Genomic DNA, 16,173 nt, shown 5'->3' with positions numbered 1-16,173 from the left:
CCCCGCGGGCGGCCCCCCGCGGCCGCCCCGCCCCCCGCGCGGGGGGGGGGGGGGGCGGGGGGGCGGCCCCCCCCCCCCCCCCGGGGGGGCGGGGGGCGCCCGCCCCCGGCGGGGGGCGCCCCCCCCCCCCCCCCCCCGCCCCTCTACGTAGAGCCTCAGAACCTCGGCTTGCCTCGACTCAGCCCTTGGTCGTGCACGTGGGCAGAGCGGCGGTGTCACCACTGCGGATGCCCTTCAGTGCCTTCATCGCGTCGTCGATGGTGTTCACCTTGACGAGCGTGAGGCCGTCCGGGGTGTCCTTGGCCGCCGTGGCGCAGTTGTCCTTCGGCGTCAGGAAGTACCGGGCGCCCTTCTCGCGTGCACCGACGGTCTTCATTCCGATGCCGCCGATGGGGCCGACCTTGCCGTCGTCGTCGATGGTGCCGGTCCCGGCCACGAACCTGCCGCCGGTCAGGTCGGTGGGCGAGAGCTTGTCGACGATGCCGAGGGAGAACATCAGGCCGGCGCTGGGGCCGCCGACGTCGGCGAGCTTGATGTCGATCTGGAACGGGAAGGTGTGGTCGGTCCCGGCCTGGATGCCGACGATGGCGCGGTCGTCCTCGGCCTTGTCCGTCTTGATCGTGACGTTCTCCGTGCGGGTCGCCTCCTTGCCCTCCTTCTCGGCGGCGGCGGCCTCCTTGACGGGCACGACGGTGAAGACGACGTTCTCGCCCGCCTTGTGCTTGGTGACGAGCTTCGCGACGTCGGCCGGCTTGGTGACCTTGGTGCCGTCGACGGCCTTGATGACGTCACCGGCGTGCAGCTTGCCCTCCGCCGGGCTGTCCTTGACGACGGTGGAGACGATCACCCAGGACTTCACGGGGATGCCCAGCTCGTCGAGGGCGGCGACCTTGGCGCTCTCCTGGGACTGGCTGAACTCCTCGGCGTTCTCCTGCGAGGACTGCTGTTCCGTCTGTCCGTCCGGGTAGAGCGTGTCGTGCGGCACCACGATGCTGTCGTGGGCGAGCCACCCGTAGACGGCGGACACCAGGTTCATGTTGTAGTCGGCACTGGTGACGCGCACCGTCGTCATGTTGAGGTGGCCGGACGTCTCGTACGTCTTGTGACCGGAGATCTGGATCACGGGTTCGCCCTCGTGGTCCGCGAGCGTGTTCACCGTCGGACCCGGCGACATCTCCGCGTAGGGCACTTTGATGAGCACCCCCGCACAGAGCAGCGCGATCAGCATCAGGGTCGAGGCGAGCATCGTCGCGGTGCGGCGTGGCATGGCACGACAGTACGGGACGTGTCTGTCGACGCACCTGTGGGGCCGGAGCGTTGCCCCCCGGCCCACGGCCCTCACGGCCCTTCACGTCCCGGAGTGCGACTTCTCCATGGCCTCTCGGAAGCGGGCGTAGCCGCTGAGCTCGCTCGCGTCACCCGTTTTACGCCGGTTCCGGCCTGCCCAAGTGCCCCACAGCCCGGCACCGATCGCAGCGACAACCGGAATCAGCAGCCACATGAGCGCTGCCATGCCGACCTCCCGACCCCATATGCGACCGCAACTGACTGATCAGCAGATTAACCATCCGCGATGTCAACGCTCGCCGCCGGGGTGCGGTTACGCAACCGGAGCTCAGCAGGCGCCGACCCACTCTTCCGTCCCGTCGGAGAACTTCTGGTGCTTCCAGATGGGTACTTCGTGCTTCAGATCGTCGATGAGCCTGCGGCACGCCTCGAAGGCCTCGCCGCGGTGCGGACACGACACGGCGACCACGACGGCCAGGTCGCCGACCGTCAGATCACCGATGCGGTGGACGGCCGCGAGGGCGCGCACGGGGTACTCGGCGACGATCTTCTCCGCGATGCGCCGCATCTCCGCCTCGGCGGTCGGATGGCACGAATAGCCCAGCTGGTCCACGTCGGCCCCGCCGTCGTGGTTGCGCACGGTCCCCACGAAGAGCGCGGTGCCGCCCGCGGCGTCGTCCCCGACGGCCTTGAAGACCTCGTCGAGGGAGAGCGGCGTCTCGCGGATGGAGAGCAGCTTGATCGGGTCCTGCGCCGCCTGCTCACCGGGGTGGTCGTGCTGGGTGGGTGCCATGAACTCATCGTGCCGTACGCCGGCGACAACCGTGAATAGCGTTTTCGACCGGCACGCGCGTGGAACGACTTGGAGCCTCCTACAACAGGCCCACGAACGCTCCCGCGGGCCTCAGATACGCCGTCTTGCCTTGCGCACCCGCCGTACGACAGCCGCCGTACCCAGCAGCGCCACCGTCGCGCCCGCGGCTCCGGCCGCCGTCGCGTCCTTGCGGCCGAGGCGTCGGCCGGCGACCGTGCGCCGTCCCGCGACCTCTTCGAGGAGCTCGGCGAGGACCTCCTCGTTCGTCCACCGGGGGCGCCATCCGGCGTCGTGCAGCCGGCTCCCGCTCACCACCCACGGGTACATCGTGTAGGCGAGGTCCCCGGCCGGGGAGGGCGTCAGACCGATCCGGTGCAGCCGAGCGGCAGCGCCGAGCGCGACGGCCGACGGCAGCTCCATGCGTCGGATCCCGCTGAGCTCCTCGACCTCCTCCTGCTCCAGCCACCCGTCACAGCCGACCGTGAGCTCTCCGTCGACCTTCTCCAGCACCGCGTACTCCAAGGCACTGCACAGATCCTCTACGTGACAGAACTGCCATGCGGGCCGCGACCCGGCCACTACAAGGAGGCGCGGCGACTCGAAGTAGCGCGTCAGGGCCGTGTCCGTGCCGCCCACGAGTACCGCGGGACGCACGACGGTGACATTGAGGCCGGGATGTGCGCGCGGGGCCCGGCGCGCGAGCCGCTCGATCTCCAGCAGGTCGCCGACGCCCGTGGCCTCCGCCGTGGCGCGCAGCTCGGCGTCCTCGGAGAGGGGCAGCTCGTTGTCGGCGAGCGCTCCGTAGACCATCGCCGAGGTGCACAGCACGACGCGGTGCACTCCGGCGGCGGCCGCGGCGGTCAGCACGGTCTGGGTGCCGCGCACGTTGTACGCGGTGCGGGCCGCGGCGTCCGACTCCAGGTCGAGGTCGAGCGCCAGGTGGACGACGACGTCCGCGCCGCGCAGCTTCTCGGCGATGGCCGGATCCCGTACATCAAGGATGTGCCAGGTCGCGGAGGCGCATTCGCCGCGCCGCTCGTCGATGGCGAGCACCTGTTTGATCTCGTCCGACGCGGCGAGCCGCTCGGTGAGCAGGGCGCCGATGCCGGACGCTGCACCGGTGACCGCGACGACGGGGCCGCGGACGGCCGGACTGGTTGAGGGGTTTCGCGCTGCGCGAACCTGCGGATCTGGGGAACTCACCGGGCGTCTCCAGCGGTTGTCTTCAGTACGTGCGCGTATGACGCGTACGTACCAGGAGGCATCCATCCTGCCGCAGGCCATGAGTCGGCGAAGCACCGAGGCCCGATCCCGTCATGGTGTCTACGCTGGGTGTGTGTAGTCGGGCAGTCGCCGCCGGGACAGAAACCGGTGGCCTTACCAGCCGAGGAATCCCGTGAGTGACACCCCATTTGGTTTCGGCCTTCCGCCGGAGGAGCCGGACGACGGCGACGAGGGCAAGAAGAAGGACCAGCAGGGCGGTGGCGGTCAGGGACCGGCCAACCCCCTCGGATTCGGCTTCCCGGGCCTGCCCGGCGCGGGCGGACCCGGCGGCGCGGGCGGGGACAACCCGTTCGCGGCGATGTTCGGCTCGATGGATCCGAACGATCTGGGGGCGGCCTTCCAGCAGCTCGGCCAGATGCTCTCGTACGAGGGCGGTCCGGTGAACTGGGACATGGCCAAGGACATCGCCCGCCAGACCGTCTCGCAGGGCACGCAGGACGGCGTGAAGGACGCCAGCACCGGTCCCGCCGACCGCACCGCGGTCGAGGAGGCCGTGCGCCTGGCCGACCTGTGGCTGGACGACGCGACGTCGCTGCCCTCGGGCGCCGGTTCCGCGGTCGCGTGGAGCCGCGCCGAGTGGGTCGAGGCGACCCTCCCGGTGTGGAAGGAGCTCGTCGACCCGGTCGCCGAGCGCGTCGGCCTGGCCATGGGCGACGTACTGCCCGAGGAGATGCAGGCCATGGCGGGCCCGCTCATCGGGATGATGCGCTCCATGGGCGGTGCCATGTTCGGCTCGCAGATCGGGCAGGCCCTGGGCGTGCTCGCGGGCGAGGTCGTCGGTTCCACGGACATCGGTCTGCCGCTGGCCCCCGCCGGGAAGGCGGCGCTGCTGCCGCTGAACATCGAGGCGTTCGGCAAGGACCTCGGCATCCCGAAGGAGGAGGTCCGCCTCTACCTGGCGCTGCGCGAGGCCGCTCACCAGCGACTGTTCACGCACGTGCCGTGGCTGCGCTCGCACCTGTTCGGCGCGGTCGACGGGTATGCGCGCGGGATCAAGGTCGACACCTCGAAGCTGGAGGACGTGGTCGGCCAGTTCGACCCGCAGAACCCGGAGCAGTTGCAGGAAGCACTGCAGCAGGGCATGTTCCAGCCCGAGGACACTCCGGAGCAGAAGGCCGCTCTGGCGCGCCTGGAGACGGCTCTCGCGCTCGTGGAGGGCTGGGTCGACGCGGTGGTCCACGCGGCCGCCAAGCCGCGTCTGTCGTCCGCCGACGCGCTGCGCGAGACCCTGCGCCGCCGCAGGGCGTCCGGTGGCCCCGCGGAACAGACGTTCGCGACGCTGATCGGTCTGGAGCTGCGCCCGCGCCGTCTTCGGGACGCCTCGCGCCTGTGGGCCTCGCTCACGGACGCGCGCGGTGTGGACGGCCGTGACGGCCTGTGGGAGCACCCTGACATGCTGCCGACGGCCTCGGATCTGGACGACCCGGACGGATTCGTGCACCGCGAGCAGCTGGACTTCTCGGAGCTGGACAAGATGCTCGGCGAAGCGGCCGGTGGCACCGGCGGGAAGCCGAACCTCTCCAAGGACGACGAGTCCGGCAGCGACGACGAGGGCGACAGTAAGGGCGACAGCGACAAGTGACCCTGTACGACGATGCGGTCCTCGTACTCAAGAGCTACGAGGACCAGCCGGAGCTGCGCCAGGCGTACCTGGACCATCTCGCGGCCCATGGTGACGCCGCGATGTGGAAGTCCTGCACGGCGGGGCACCTGACGGCGAGCGCGCTGGTGGTCGACCCCGAGCGCGGGCGCGTCCTGCTCACGCTGCACAAGAAGCTGCAGATGTGGCTCCAGATGGGCGGTCACTGCGAGCCCGGCGACCCGACACTGGCTGCCGCGGCCCTGCGTGAGGCAACGGAGGAGTCCGGCATCGCGGGGCTCACGCTCCTGCCGGGCGGTCCGGTCCGCCTCGACCGGCACCCCATCCCGGGTCCGTGCACGCAGCACCTGGATACCCAGTACGCGGCGCTCGCCCCGGCGGACGCCATGGAAGCCATCAGCGACGAATCCTTGGACCTGCGCTGGTTCCCGTACGGCGAGGTCGCGGACGTGGCCGACGCGTCGGTCGTGCGGCTGGTCGAGGCCACGCGCGCCCGCCTTTAGGGCGTACGCGTAGGGGTAAGGGGCGGGCGCCATGCGCCCGCCCCTTACCCATGCCCTTGCCCATGTCACCAGGTAGGCGTCGGGCGGCCGTCAGCTCCAGACGTTCCCCTGGTTCTGACCGCGGGCGCCCTGCTGGCCCATTCCGTACTGGGCCGCCATCCCCTGGCCTGCCACCGCGTTCTGCGGCGGCAGCAGCTCGCTGGGCTGGACGAGCGCGTAGCCGTGCCCCATGAAGCTGAGCTCCCAGCCCTCGCCGGTGTTGCCGCGGCGCCGCCAGACGCCCGAGGAATGCGTCTGCGCCTGCATCTGCACCCGCAGGCCGGTCGACCAGGCGACGACGGCGTCCGCGTCGGCGTTGACGTAGCGGTCGGGGGTGACCTGGAGCATCAGCGGCTGCCCGGACGTCATCAGGGCGACCTTGCCGCGCCCGGTGATGTTGAGCTGGTACTTGCCGGAGCCGGAGATGCCGAACTGGCTGTCCACGGCGATGACCTCGTGGTGCAGCGACGAGTCCATCGCCAGCACGTAGCTGCTGTCGACGGTCAGTCCGTCCTGCTCGACATCGACGACGTGGATGTACTGGGCCAGGTTCGCCAGATAGACGCTGCCCTGCCCGTGGCAGCGCATCAGGTCGAGTCCCTCACCGGTGTGCGCGCGGGAGCGCCGCTGCCCGGACGTCTGGATCTCACCGTCGAACTCCATCAGCCCCTGGTAGGCGACCATCGAGCCCTTGCGGGCGAGGATGTCGTCGTGTCCTTCCAGGGCGACCCGCAGCATCTGCGGGTTCTGCACCGTGTAACGCTCCTGGGACTGCTGCTCGGTGTACGCGAAAAGCGGGCTCTGCATGGTGTGTCCGTTCCCCCTCAGCCCCGGGCTCGGAGGCGGTCGGTGCTGTCTTCACTGGGCTGTACGACGACGATGCCCTCCCCGGAGAAGCCCATCTGGTAGGCCTCGCCACTGCCGCGCCCGATGAGCGAGCCGGCCTTGAAGCTGCGCTTGCCCTTCACCTTCAGATTCGGTGACCAGGCGATCAGCGCGTCCGGGTCGACGTACGTCTCGTCCTCGCCGCGGCCGCAGTCGACGACGATGGGGGTACCGCGTGAGGTCAGGGCGACGTGCCCCTGCCCGCTGACCTTGATGTTCCACAGGCCCTGCCCCGCGAATTTGGCGAGGCCCTTCACACGCTCGACGCCCCACTGGAGGTGGGCGTCGAAAGCGAGCAGATTGGTGCCGTTGACGGAGATCGACTCGCCGCCGAGGTTGATGACGACGACATCCGCCCCGTAGTCGGCGAGGTACAGCAGACCGTCACCGGAGCACTTCATAAGAGGCGCACCTTCGCCGGTGATCCAGTCCCGGGCGATCTGCCGTACGGCGGGCGGGTTGGGCTCGTACTGGACGAAGCCCTCGTAGGCGACCATCGAGCCCACGCGCGCGTAGAGGTCGTTTCCGGTCTGCATGGCGACCTTCAGCATGTTGCTGCCGTGGTTCTCCATGCGGGTGGCTACCGGGGTCGGGGCGAAGCCCGCGAGCGGCTGGTTCATGTCGGGCTCCCTCAGACCTCGTACGGCTGGACGACGATGAAGTTGCCGGGTGCGCCCCGGAACTGGAGGTTCACGCTCTCCCCGCTGTGGCCGGGGTAGGCGTTGCGGCGCATCCGGACCTGGCTGGAGATGATCGCCTGCGCGGCCGCGGACCAGGCCACGACCGCGTTGCAGTCGGCGAACGTCGTCGGCGTCACCGGCAGCACGACGGGTGTCCCGTGCGTCTTGACAACAACGGTCCCCGTCCCCTGGAACTGCATGACGAACAGGGCGCCTCCGGGGATGCCGTGCCCCTCGATCCTGCGTACTTCGTACTGAAGGCTCTCGTCGAAGGCGAGGACGTTCTCTGCGGAGACGCAGATCGCGTCTCCTTGGAGCTCGATGGGGTGCAGGTAGGTGGCCTCTTCGGCGAGGAAGACCTGGCCGCGGCCGGTGCAGCGCATGAGCTGCATCTCCTGGCCGGTGGCGTTGCCCACGACGCGTCCGGCGAACCCGGCACCCTTGTAGCCGAATTCGACCTTGCCCTGGTAGAGCACCATGCTGCCCTGCCGGGCGAGTACGGGCTGGTCGCCGCCCGCGCCGAGGTCGACACGGATCAGCTTCTTGTTCTGGAGCGTCCAGCGCTGCCCGGTGGGGGCCTCGCGGTACTTCTCCAGCGCGGCCGCCACACCCGGCGCGGCGGCCTGCTGCGGGATGCCCTGAGGCGCGCCGTACGAGGAGGGAGCGGCGTGCGGCTGAGCGTAACCGGGCGGCGCGGACGGCGCCTGGGGCTGCTGGCCGTAACCGGGCGGCAGGGTCGCGCCGCCCTGACCCGGCACCTGCCCGTACTGGGGCGGCTGTTGCCCGTAGGGAGCGGGTGGCGATGGCGGCGGCACCGGGCCCGGCGGTGTGGCCAGCGGCGCGACGATGGTCGGCGCCGCGTGGACGGGAGGCACGGCCGGGGCGGGCGCCGGCGGGGGCGGGGGGCCCTGCGGCGGCGCGAAGTGCTGCGGCGCGGGCGCCGGAGCGGGAGCGGGCGCCGCGGGGGCCCCGAAGGCGGGCGGCGCGGAAGCCTGCGCGGGCGGCGCGAACCCGGGAGCCGCGGCGGACTGCGGCTGCGCGGCGGGCTCCTCCTCCGCGACCTCGCCGCCGAAGTTCTGCAGCAGCGCGTCCAGGCCTCCGTCGAAGCCCTGGCCGACGGCCGCGAAGCGCCACACGTCCTTCAGATAGAAGTCCCCCAGCATCACCGCACGCTCGGTGGAGAACTCGCCTCCGTGGAAGGCGTACCGTGCGACCTCTTCACCACCGGCGACGATGCGGAGGTATCCGGGCGCCACTTGTGACATCTGGCCGGCGCCGTCGAGCGTCGCGGTGAACGACAGCCTCTGGATGTTCGCGGGGATCTTGTCGAGCGTGACGCGGAAGGACTCGGTGTCACCGGCCTGCGCGCCGAGCAGCTGGACGGACTCCTCGGGCGTTTTGGGCTGGTTGAAGAAGACGAAGTACCGGTCGTCGGACAGTCGTTCCTCGGCGTCGAGGCCGAAGCAACTGATGTCGAAGGTCAGTCCGGGGCCGGTGATCTGCACGCCGACGTACAGATCCGTGCCTGCGGTGAGGTCGCTGATCTTGGCCTTGTGGCCGCGTTGGAATTCCCTGGCCATGCGTAACGACCGTCCCCCATCCCGATGGTGATTGCGTCGCGTCAGGCTAACTGCAAACCCCGGGGACGGGAGAAGTCGGTACAGCCCTGGTACAGAAGCGGCCCTATGGGCCCGTCATTCGCCGCGCGGGCCCGGCGGATGCGGCAGCCGGTCCGCTGCGACCACCCCTTCGAGGTACCCGCGCGCCCGCTCGGTGCGGGGGTACGCCTCCAGAAGCCGCCAGAAACGCGGTCCGTGGCCGGGGACCAGCAAGTGCGCGAGCTCGTGGACGAGCACGTAGTCGACGACGTACTCGGGCATGCCCTGCAGACGATGCGAAAGGCGGATGCTGCCTTCCGCGGGGGTGCACGAGCCCCACCGGGTGTTCTGGTTGGTGACCCAGCGCACCGAGGCGGGCCGGGCCTTGCCGTCGAGGTACTGCTGCGAGAGCCGCCCTGCGCGCTCGGCCAGCTCCGCGTCGCCGAGGACCCGCTTGCTCTCCTGCGCCGCGAGCTTGTCGAGCATGACGGTCACCCAGCGCTGCTCCTCGGCCTCTGACATGCGGGCCGGGATGAGGACCACGGTGCGATCGCCTTCGCGGTACGCCGAGACCGTTCTGCGGCGTCGGGAACTCCTGCGGACCTCGACCGCGCTCGCCCCCGGACCGCCTGGCGGCGGGCTGGTCATGCTGCGCTGTGTTTTCTTGGCACGGTGCAGAGGGTCGACGGGCACGTTCCGACGTTACCCGTTGAGCAGGGCGGAAGTCCCGCCTCCGGAACTGTTCGGTGTGCTCCCGCACCCCCGTCGCTGGATTAGTACGACTATCACCCACAGCCTGTGGACAACCTCCGTCGCGCATCCGGCGGGGCAGGCATGCTGGCCTCGATCGACGCAATCGGCCGACGTGATCGGCCGGACGGCACGGCACGGGGGACAAAAGCCATGCATCCCATTCTGAAGCCTGCGCTGCGGCGCGGCTGGCACGACCTGAACACGGTGCAGTTCGGGCTGACACCGGCGCACGCCGTGGTGCTCGGCCCGGTCGACACGGCCACGGGCAGCTTCCTGACCCTGCTCGACGGAACGCGCGGCGTGCCGCTGCTGCGCGACGAGGCCCAGCGGATGGGCCTGCCCGAGGGGCATGTGGACGCGCTCATAGAGCGGTTGACCAGGGCAGGTCTTCTCGATGACGCCACAGGAGGCGGCCCGTCCGTCGAAGCACTGCGCAAGCAGACAGCGGTGATGGACCGGCTCCGCCCCGACCACGCCGCCTTGACGGTGACGACGTCCGAACCCGCCGAAGGCGCACAGAAGCTGGCGGCACGCCACAGCATGCGGGTGCAGGTGAGAGGCGCCGGGCGAGTGGGCGCGCTCGTGGCCTCGGTCCTCGCCGCGGCGGGCGTGGGCCATGTCGACGTGCGCGACGGCGGCTGCGTCGAGCCGTGGGACGTGGCGCCGGGCGGACAGCCGGTGGAGGCGATCGGCGAGCGCCGGGACGTGTCGGCACGGCAGCTGGTGCGCGCCGTCGCGCCGACCCGGCCCCCGCGCCCGGACCGGCGCAGGACCCAGTCCCCTCCTGCGGACCAGGAGCAGGGGGAGCCGACGCTCTCCCTCGTGATCCTCGCCCCGCGCGACGGACTGGCGATCCACTCCCCCGACCCTTCCGCCGTCGAGGACCTGATCGCGGCGGGCATTCCCCACCTGTACGCGGGTGTGGCCGAAGCCACCGGGATCGTGGGCCCGCTGGTCCTGCCCGGCGGGAGCGGCTGTGCGGGCTGCCTGCTTCTCGGGCGCACGGAGCGCGATCCGGCGTGGCCGCGACTGCTCACCCAGTGGCGCTCGGGGCACGCCGCCCGCCAGATCCAGGCCTGTGACCTGGGCCTGGCCACCGCGGTCGCGGGGCTCGCCGCGGCCCATGCGCTGGTGTTCCTGGACGGGGAGTTGCCGTCGAGCACAGGGGCACGCTGGGAGGCGTCCGCGCCGGGCCTCGACTGGCATGGCCGGCCGGTGTGGCCACATCCGCAGTGCCGATGCGGTGCGCGTGAGGGAGGTAACGGGAAGGAGACCTCCGTGGAAGAAGGGCCGCACGACACAATGGCGGTGTAAGCAACGGCTGACGGCGTCATGACGCCTGGGCATGCGCGGCACGGCTGTCCGGCACTTGGAGGGGTGTATGTCTGATCTTCCCCGGAAGGCGGTTACCCGTACCGCCAAGCTGGCCGCACTACCTATCGGCTTCGCCGGCCGCGCGACCTGGGGCATCGGCAGACGCATCGGCGGCAAGTCCGCCGAGATCGTCGCCCGCGAGCTGCAGCAGCGAACGGCGGAGCAGTTGTTCAAGGTCCTCGGCGAGCTGAAGGGCGGGGCCATGAAGTTCGGGCAGGCGATGTCCGTCTTCGAATCCGCTCTGCCGGAGGAGGTCGCGGGGCCGTACCGGGCCGCACTGACGAAACTGCAGGAAGCCGCGCCCCCGATGCCGACCCGCACCGTGCACGCGGTCCTGGAGGAGCGACTCGGCGCGCAGTGGCAGGACCTGTTCCTGGAGTTCGAGGAGAAGCCGTCGGCCGCGGCCTCGATCGGCCAGGTACATCACGCTGTGTGGCACGACGGGCGCGAGGTCGCCGTCAAGGTGCAGTACCCGGGCGCGGGCGAGGCACTGCTCTCGGATCTCGCCCAACTGAGCCGCTTCGCCCGCCTGTTGGGGCCGCTGATTCCGGGGATGGACATCAAGCCCTTGATCGCCGAGTTGCGCGACCGGGTCACCGAGGAGTTGGACTACGCGCTGGAGGCGCAGGCCCAGCACGCACATGCCGAGGAGTTCGACGACGACCCCGATGTCGTGGTGCCGCACGTGGTACACCAGTGCGACCAGGTCCTGGTGACGGAATGGATCGACGGGACACCACTCGCCGAGATCATCAACGACGGAAGCCAGGAACAGCGGGACCGTGCCGGTCAGTTGCTGGCGCGCTTCCTGTTCTCGGGCCCTGCGCGCACCGGCCTGTTGCACGCGGATCCACACCCGGGCAACTTCCGACTGCTACCGGATGACAAGGGCGGCTGGCGCCTGGGCGTCCTGGACTTCGGAACCGTGGACCGTCTACCGGGCGGACTGCCGGCCGTCATAGGCAACTCCCTGCGGATGACGCTCGACGGCGAGGCGAGCTCGATCTATGAGCTGCTGCGCGAGGAGGGCTTCGTCAAGGAGTCGATCGAGCTCGAACCGGACGCGGTGCTCGACTACTTGCTGCCGATCATCGAGCCCGCGCAGGTCGACGCGTTCACGTTCACGCGCTCCTGGATGCGCAGTCAGGCCGCCCGGATCGCCGACCCCCGCTCCCCCGCCCACCAGCTCGGCAAGCAGCTCAACCTGCCGCCGTCGTACCTGCTGATACACCGGGTGACGCTCAGCACGATCGGGGTGCTGTGCCAGCTCGGTGCCACGGTGCGGCTGCGGGACGAACTGGAGGCGTGGGTACCGGGGTTCGTGGCCGAGGTGGAGGAGGAACCCGACCAGGAGTCGGCCGCTGAGGCCTGATCACCACCGGTCGGAGTCGAGCCTGCCTTCGATGGCCCTGATGTTCTCCCGCGAACAGGCGTCGCAGAAGTACCGGCGGACGCCACCCTCGACGGAACACGTCCAGGTCAGCGGCGTCCCCCGGGCGGTCGCGCCGCACCGGTCGCACGCGACGGTCTGCGGGCCGGTCTGCTGCGCGGAGTCCCCGCCAGAAAGAGACATCACTCCGCGACGATAACTCCATGGACCGATGATCGTCCGGCACAACGCACCGCGGGGGCCGGTCCGTCCGGACCGGCCCCCGCGGGAGCAGCCGCTCACTGCCGCGGCTCGCGTCGACATCGGTGTCAACCGACTGTTACTGCATGACGGCCATGGCGAGTGCGCGCCGGGCCCGCAGCGAGGCGCGCTCGGCGCGCCGCTGCATCCGACGGGCGACCACCAGGCGCAGGGCCTGGCGCTCGGCGTGGGCGTCCCGCAGCTGCTCGTGCATATGCGCACGAGCCAGGGCTTCTGGGATGAGTTGCATCTGACGGGTCCTGTTCTGACGCAAGTCGTTCGCGTCGGACATGGGGAAGTCTGGGATCGCGGAGCCTGCGGGCTCGCTCGTGGACGGCTTCATCGGGGCCTGCTTCTTGGGGTCGTGCGTCAGGGGGCGGTCGATCGTTCCTCGGGTGTTCATGCCGCGACCGGGTTCTTGCGCGGGCGGCCACGCGGCCGCTTCCGGGCGACAACGACGCCCTGGACGAACAGCTCGCCACCCCAGACACCCCAGGGCTCACGCCGCTCCTTGGCGCCGGCGAGGCAGGCCTCCATCAGCGGGCAGGTACGGCAGAGGGACTTGGCGTACTCGACATCTGCCGGCGACTCCGCGAAGAAGACCTCGGGGTCGTAGGCGCGGCAGGGGACGGGCACGCCGAGGTTCTCGATGGCGTCGTCGAGCGCGGTGAGCGCAGTCAGCGGGTACAAGGTGGAGTCCTCCGTGGGGACGGGCGGGGGAAGAGGGTCTGAAGGCGGTACGGACGGGGCGTGCGCTTCGAGTTGCACGGTGTTTTCTTCCTCGTCTGGTCATTCCGGCCGGTGGGCCGGGTGGCGGTGGTACCGGGTTCTTTTCTTGTCCCGAGGCCCCTTCGTACTGGTCCCTCGGAAGATCGCTGGGTCTTCCGGGAAAACAGAAGGGCCGCGGATCCCGGGTGGGGTTCCGCGGCCCTGAAGGCGCCTGCCTGATCGTCGATCAGGCTGGATCACTCCAGGGTTCGAGCCCACGGAAGGCCCACATCGTGTGATGCTGCGTCGTCTGCTTCCCGAATCCGGCACCGGCCGCGGCAAAGGCATAGGCCTGAGCCTGTGCCGTCGCTACTGCTTCCGGTGCCTTGGTCGGTCGCTCATTGCCCTCGCGAATGGGAAGACCCGCGAGAGACAGGCTGGACTCCGGACGCATGGCGCTAACGCCAGACAGACCAGTGCCCAGGTTCGAGAAGCCGAGCAGGCAGGAAGCGACGACCGAGCGATCGGTCATTTTCACGGTGCTGATGGAGCTGGTGTTGATGCTGATCACTGGAATCGCCTCCTCTCGGCGTCTAGGGGACCGGAGTGAACCGGTCCGACGGCTTTCAAGTACATCACGGAACCAGGGCCTTGGAGAAGGCCGCTGCTTTCGTGATTAAGAACCTATGGGGATTGCTGGGGCATGCGCAAACTATTTTTTCGACGAGTTCGCATCAGTCGTCCTCGTCGGCTCCTCCCCGCTCACCGCCCAGCATCTGACCTGCACAAATGGCCAGCACATCGGATCCGTGGGCGCGAAACTTCCGCACGCCGACGCCCGGGATGCGGGACAGCTCGCCCTCGTCCTCCGGTGCGGCCTCGGCGATGGCGATCAAGGTCTTGTCGGTGAAGACGCAGAACGCGGGCTGGCCGAGATCGGCCGCCGTACGGGCGCGCCACTCGATGAGCCGCTCGTACACTCCCTCGTCCATGTCGGACGGGCAGTCCTCGCAGCGCATCAGTTTCATCTCGGCCGCTTCGAGGGTGCGCCCGCACATCCGGCAGCGCGCCACCTTCCTGGCGCCTCTGCGGCGGGCGGTGGCACCCAGCGGCTCCCGGGTGTCCGGCCGCGTCCCGTGCTCGACGCCACCGCGCCCCACGCTTGCGCTCCGCCCGGCCGCGCCGGTGGAGCCCGGCCGCAGTCCGTCGAGGAAGCGGCTCGGTCGCCGGCCGGGACGACCGCCGGGCGAGCGGGACAGTGCCCAGGACAGGCCCAGGTGGTGCCGGGCCCGGGTCACGCCGACGTACAGCAGCCGGCGCTCCTCCTCGATCTGCTCGTCGGTCTTGGCGTACGTGATCGGCATCATGCCCTCGGCGAGGCCGACCAGGAACACGGCGTCCCACTCGAGCCCCTTGGCCGCGTGCAAGGACGCCAGTGTGACGCCCTCCACGGTCGGCGCGTGCTGCGCGTTCGCCCGCTCGTCGAGCTCGGCCACGAAGTCGGCCAGGGTGGCGTCGGGCTTGGCCTGCGCGCAGTCCTCGGCGAGCCGGGCAAGGGCCGCGAGGGATTCCCAGCGGTCCCGGACCGCGCCCGAGCCCGCGGGCGGTTCGGTCGTCCAGCCCTCGCCGGACAGGACCGCCTTGACCAGGGAAGGCAGGTCGACTGCCTCGTCGAGCCCCGCGTCATTGCTTCCGAAGCGGGCCGCCGCACGCAGCGCATGGCCTGCCTTGCGCACCTCCGCGCGCTCGAAGAACCGCTCCGCCCCGCGCAACTGGTAGGGCACACCGGCGTCGGCGAGCGCCTGTTCGTAGATGCCGGACTGGCTGTTCGTCCGGAACAGGATCGCGATCTCGCCCGCGGAGACTCCGGACGCGATCAGCTCGTGGATACGTCGTGCCGCGCCTTCGGCTTCGGCGGGCTCGTCGGCGTACTCGACGTAGACCGGCTCGGGTCCTGCCTCGCGCTGCGAGATCAGCTCCAGGCGGTGGTCGGCCGCCCGGCCGCTGGCTCTGGCGAGGACGCCGTTGGCGAGGTGCACGACCTGGGGCGAGGAGCGGTAGTCGCGGACAAGCTTGACGACGGTGGCGCTGGGATGGCGGTTGCGGAAGTTGAGCAGATGGTCGGGGGTGGCGCCGGTGAAGGAGTAGATCGTCTGGCTTGCGTCACCGACGACGCACAGGTTGTCCCGCTCCCCGAGCCACAGGTCGAGCAGGCGCTGCTGGAGGGGGCTGACGTCCTGGTACTCGTCGACGACGAAGTGTTGGTACTGGGTCCGGATCTGGTCGGCGATGTCGTGCCGGTCCTGGAGGATGCCGACGGTCAGCAGCAGGACGTCCTCGAAGTCGATGACGACCCGGTCCCGCTTCAGCGCCTCGTAGTTGGCGTAGATCTGGGCGATCTCCGCGGGGTGACGGACGGCTTCACGCCCGGCTTTGTGCGCCGCGGCCACATAGTCCGAGGGGACCGTCTGAGTGACCTTGGACCACTCGATCTCCGCGGTCACGTCACGCAGCTCGCCGCGGTCGAGACGCAGCCGACAGGCCGCCGCGGCATCGGAGACGAGCTGGATCTTGCGGTCGACGAGTCGCGGCAGATCCCCGCCGACGGCCCGGGGCCAGAAGAACTGGAGCTGTCGCAGGGCCGCCGAGTGGAACGTACGGGCCTGGACTCCCCCCGCGCCGAGCTGTCGCAGCCGCCCGCGCATCTCACCGGCCGCGCGGTTGGTGAAGGTGACGGCGAGCACACTCGCGGGCTGGAGGATCCCGGCGCGAACGCCATACGCGATGCGATGGGTGATCGCGCGCGTCTTGCCCGTGCCCGCGCCGGCGAGCACGCACACCGGACCGTGCAGGGCCGTCGCCACGGCGCGCTGCTCGGGGTCGAGCCCGTCGAGCACCGCGTCGGCCGATTCCGGGACCTGCGGGAACAGGGTGGAGTGCGTTGCTGCTGTCACCCCGCCATGCTGCCAGGTCCGCGAGGGCGGGTGCGTCACGTTGTCCACAGGCAGCCAGTGCTAG

Annotated in this window: 17 protein-coding genes; 4 read left to right on the top strand and 13 right to left on the bottom strand. The window is 70.3% G+C overall.

Annotated features, from left to right (window positions below; translation table 11 throughout):
• Positions 1–178 precede the first annotated feature (178 nt).
• The 4 genes from ACIREE_RS02005 to ACIREE_RS01990 form a co-directional block, all read right to left on the bottom strand.
• Positions 179–1,267: a PDZ domain-containing protein gene (locus tag ACIREE_RS02005; protein ID WP_404144916.1), complete on the bottom strand. Its 1,089-nt coding sequence runs from the start codon at positions 1,265–1,267 to the stop codon at positions 179–181.
• An 81-nt stretch (positions 1,268–1,348) separates the two neighbouring features.
• Positions 1,349–1,513, bottom strand: coding sequence for a hypothetical protein (locus tag ACIREE_RS02000; protein ID WP_404144914.1), 165 nt, complete (start codon positions 1,511–1,513; stop codon positions 1,349–1,351).
• Positions 1,514–1,615: 102 nt separating this feature from the next.
• Positions 1,616–2,080 (bottom strand): molybdenum cofactor biosynthesis protein MoaE, encoded by a 465-nt coding sequence (locus tag ACIREE_RS01995; RefSeq protein WP_404144912.1) that lies wholly within the window; start codon positions 2,078–2,080, stop codon positions 1,616–1,618.
• A gap of 111 nt (positions 2,081–2,191) precedes the next feature.
• The gene (locus ACIREE_RS01990) at positions 2,192–3,304 is read right to left on the bottom strand and encodes an SDR family oxidoreductase (RefSeq protein WP_404144910.1); all 1,113 of its coding nucleotides are present in this window, start codon (positions 3,302–3,304) and stop codon (positions 2,192–2,194) included.
• Between the two features lie 193 nt (positions 3,305–3,497).
• On the opposite strand from ACIREE_RS01990, the gene ACIREE_RS01985 reads away from it, so the two are divergent.
• Both ACIREE_RS01985 and ACIREE_RS01980 read left to right on the top strand, forming a co-directional pair.
• Positions 3,498–4,967 (top strand): zinc-dependent metalloprotease, encoded by a 1,470-nt coding sequence (locus ACIREE_RS01985; RefSeq protein WP_404144908.1) that lies wholly within the window; start codon positions 3,498–3,500, stop codon positions 4,965–4,967.
• A complete protein-coding gene (locus tag ACIREE_RS01980) occupies positions 4,964–5,488 on the top strand; it encodes an NUDIX hydrolase (protein ID WP_404144906.1) in 525 nt (174 codons plus the stop codon). The genes ACIREE_RS01985 and ACIREE_RS01980 overlap by 4 nt, the downstream gene beginning before the upstream one ends.
• A gap of 90 nt (positions 5,489–5,578) precedes the next feature.
• Here ACIREE_RS01980 and ACIREE_RS01975 read toward each other — a convergent pair whose 3' ends face one another.
• The 4 genes from ACIREE_RS01975 to ACIREE_RS01960 form a co-directional block, all read right to left on the bottom strand.
• Positions 5,579–6,334 (bottom strand): AIM24 family protein, encoded by a 756-nt coding sequence (locus ACIREE_RS01975; protein ID WP_404144904.1) that lies wholly within the window; start codon positions 6,332–6,334, stop codon positions 5,579–5,581.
• 17 nt (positions 6,335–6,351) lie between these two features.
• Positions 6,352–7,032 (bottom strand): AIM24 family protein, encoded by a 681-nt coding sequence (locus tag ACIREE_RS01970; protein WP_404144902.1) that lies wholly within the window; start codon positions 7,030–7,032, stop codon positions 6,352–6,354.
• An 11-nt stretch (positions 7,033–7,043) separates the two neighbouring features.
• A complete protein-coding gene (locus tag ACIREE_RS01965; RefSeq protein ID WP_404144900.1) occupies positions 7,044–8,672 on the bottom strand; it encodes a TerD family protein in 1,629 nt (542 codons plus the stop codon).
• A 114-nt stretch (positions 8,673–8,786) separates the two neighbouring features.
• Entirely contained in the window at positions 8,787–9,383 is a 597-nt protein-coding gene (locus ACIREE_RS01960; protein ID WP_404144898.1) for a M48 family metallopeptidase, read from the bottom strand.
• Positions 9,384–9,593: 210 nt separating this feature from the next.
• On the opposite strand from ACIREE_RS01960, the gene ACIREE_RS01955 reads away from it, so the two are divergent.
• Both ACIREE_RS01955 and ACIREE_RS01950 read left to right on the top strand, forming a co-directional pair.
• Positions 9,594–10,757, top strand: coding sequence for a ThiF family adenylyltransferase (locus ACIREE_RS01955; protein WP_404144896.1), 1,164 nt, complete (start codon positions 9,594–9,596; stop codon positions 10,755–10,757).
• A gap of 67 nt (positions 10,758–10,824) precedes the next feature.
• A complete protein-coding gene (locus ACIREE_RS01950; RefSeq protein WP_404144894.1) occupies positions 10,825–12,189 on the top strand; it encodes an ABC1 kinase family protein in 1,365 nt (454 codons plus the stop codon).
• On the opposite strand, the gene ACIREE_RS01945 is transcribed toward ACIREE_RS01950, so the two are convergent.
• The 5 genes from ACIREE_RS01945 to ACIREE_RS01925 form a co-directional block, all read right to left on the bottom strand.
• Entirely contained in the window at positions 12,190–12,390 is a 201-nt protein-coding gene (locus ACIREE_RS01945; protein WP_404145317.1) for a hypothetical protein, read from the bottom strand.
• 136 nt (positions 12,391–12,526) lie between these two features.
• Positions 12,527–12,850, bottom strand: a complete 324-nt coding sequence (locus tag ACIREE_RS01940) for a hypothetical protein (protein WP_404144892.1) — start codon at positions 12,848–12,850, stop codon at positions 12,527–12,529.
• Positions 12,847–13,215 (bottom strand): WhiB family transcriptional regulator, encoded by a 369-nt coding sequence (locus ACIREE_RS01935; protein ID WP_404144890.1) that lies wholly within the window; start codon positions 13,213–13,215, stop codon positions 12,847–12,849. The genes ACIREE_RS01940 and ACIREE_RS01935 overlap by 4 nt, the downstream gene beginning before the upstream one ends.
• A 187-nt stretch (positions 13,216–13,402) precedes the next feature.
• Positions 13,403–13,726, bottom strand: coding sequence for a hypothetical protein (locus ACIREE_RS01930; RefSeq protein ID WP_404144888.1), 324 nt, complete (start codon positions 13,724–13,726; stop codon positions 13,403–13,405).
• A gap of 163 nt (positions 13,727–13,889) precedes the next feature.
• Complete coding sequence (locus tag ACIREE_RS01925; RefSeq protein ID WP_404144887.1) at positions 13,890–16,109, bottom strand: ATP-dependent DNA helicase UvrD2; 2,220 nt, start codon at positions 16,107–16,109, stop codon at positions 13,890–13,892.
• Positions 16,110–16,173 lie beyond the last annotated feature (64 nt).

It is taken from the genome of Streptomyces sp. NPDC102467 (assembly GCF_044765445.1).
Taxonomy (GTDB): Bacteria; Actinomycetota; Actinomycetes; order Streptomycetales; family Streptomycetaceae; genus Streptomyces.
The sequence above is the reverse complement of the archived record's forward strand: the minus strand, read 5'-3'. Positions and strand labels throughout refer to the sequence as shown.

Excerpts from the sequence above, each read along its gene's own strand:
- ACIREE_RS01950 (WP_404144894.1), top strand. The coding sequence starts at position 10,825 with ATGTCTGATCTTCCCCGGAAGGCGGTTACCCGTACCGCCAAGCTGGCC.
- ACIREE_RS01970 (WP_404144902.1), bottom strand. The coding sequence starts at position 7,032 with ATGAACCAGCCGCTCGCGGGCTTCGCCCCGACCCCGGTAGCCACCCGC.
- ACIREE_RS01940 (WP_404144892.1), bottom strand. The coding sequence starts at position 12,850 with ATGAACACCCGAGGAACGATCGACCGCCCCCTGACGCACGACCCCAAG.
- ACIREE_RS01965 (WP_404144900.1), bottom strand. The coding sequence starts at position 8,672 with ATGGCCAGGGAATTCCAACGCGGCCACAAGGCCAAGATCAGCGACCTC.
- ACIREE_RS01955 (WP_404144896.1), top strand. The coding sequence starts at position 9,594 with ATGCATCCCATTCTGAAGCCTGCGCTGCGGCGCGGCTGGCACGACCTG.
- ACIREE_RS01975 (WP_404144904.1), bottom strand. The coding sequence starts at position 6,334 with ATGCAGAGCCCGCTTTTCGCGTACACCGAGCAGCAGTCCCAGGAGCGT.
- ACIREE_RS02000 (WP_404144914.1), bottom strand. The coding sequence starts at position 1,513 with ATGGCAGCGCTCATGTGGCTGCTGATTCCGGTTGTCGCTGCGATCGGT.
- ACIREE_RS01995 (WP_404144912.1), bottom strand. The coding sequence starts at position 2,080 with ATGGCACCCACCCAGCACGACCACCCCGGTGAGCAGGCGGCGCAGGAC.
- ACIREE_RS01945 (WP_404145317.1), bottom strand. The coding sequence starts at position 12,390 with ATGTCTCTTTCTGGCGGGGACTCCGCGCAGCAGACCGGCCCGCAGACC.
- ACIREE_RS02005 (WP_404144916.1), bottom strand. The coding sequence starts at position 1,267 with ATGCCACGCCGCACCGCGACGATGCTCGCCTCGACCCTGATGCTGATC.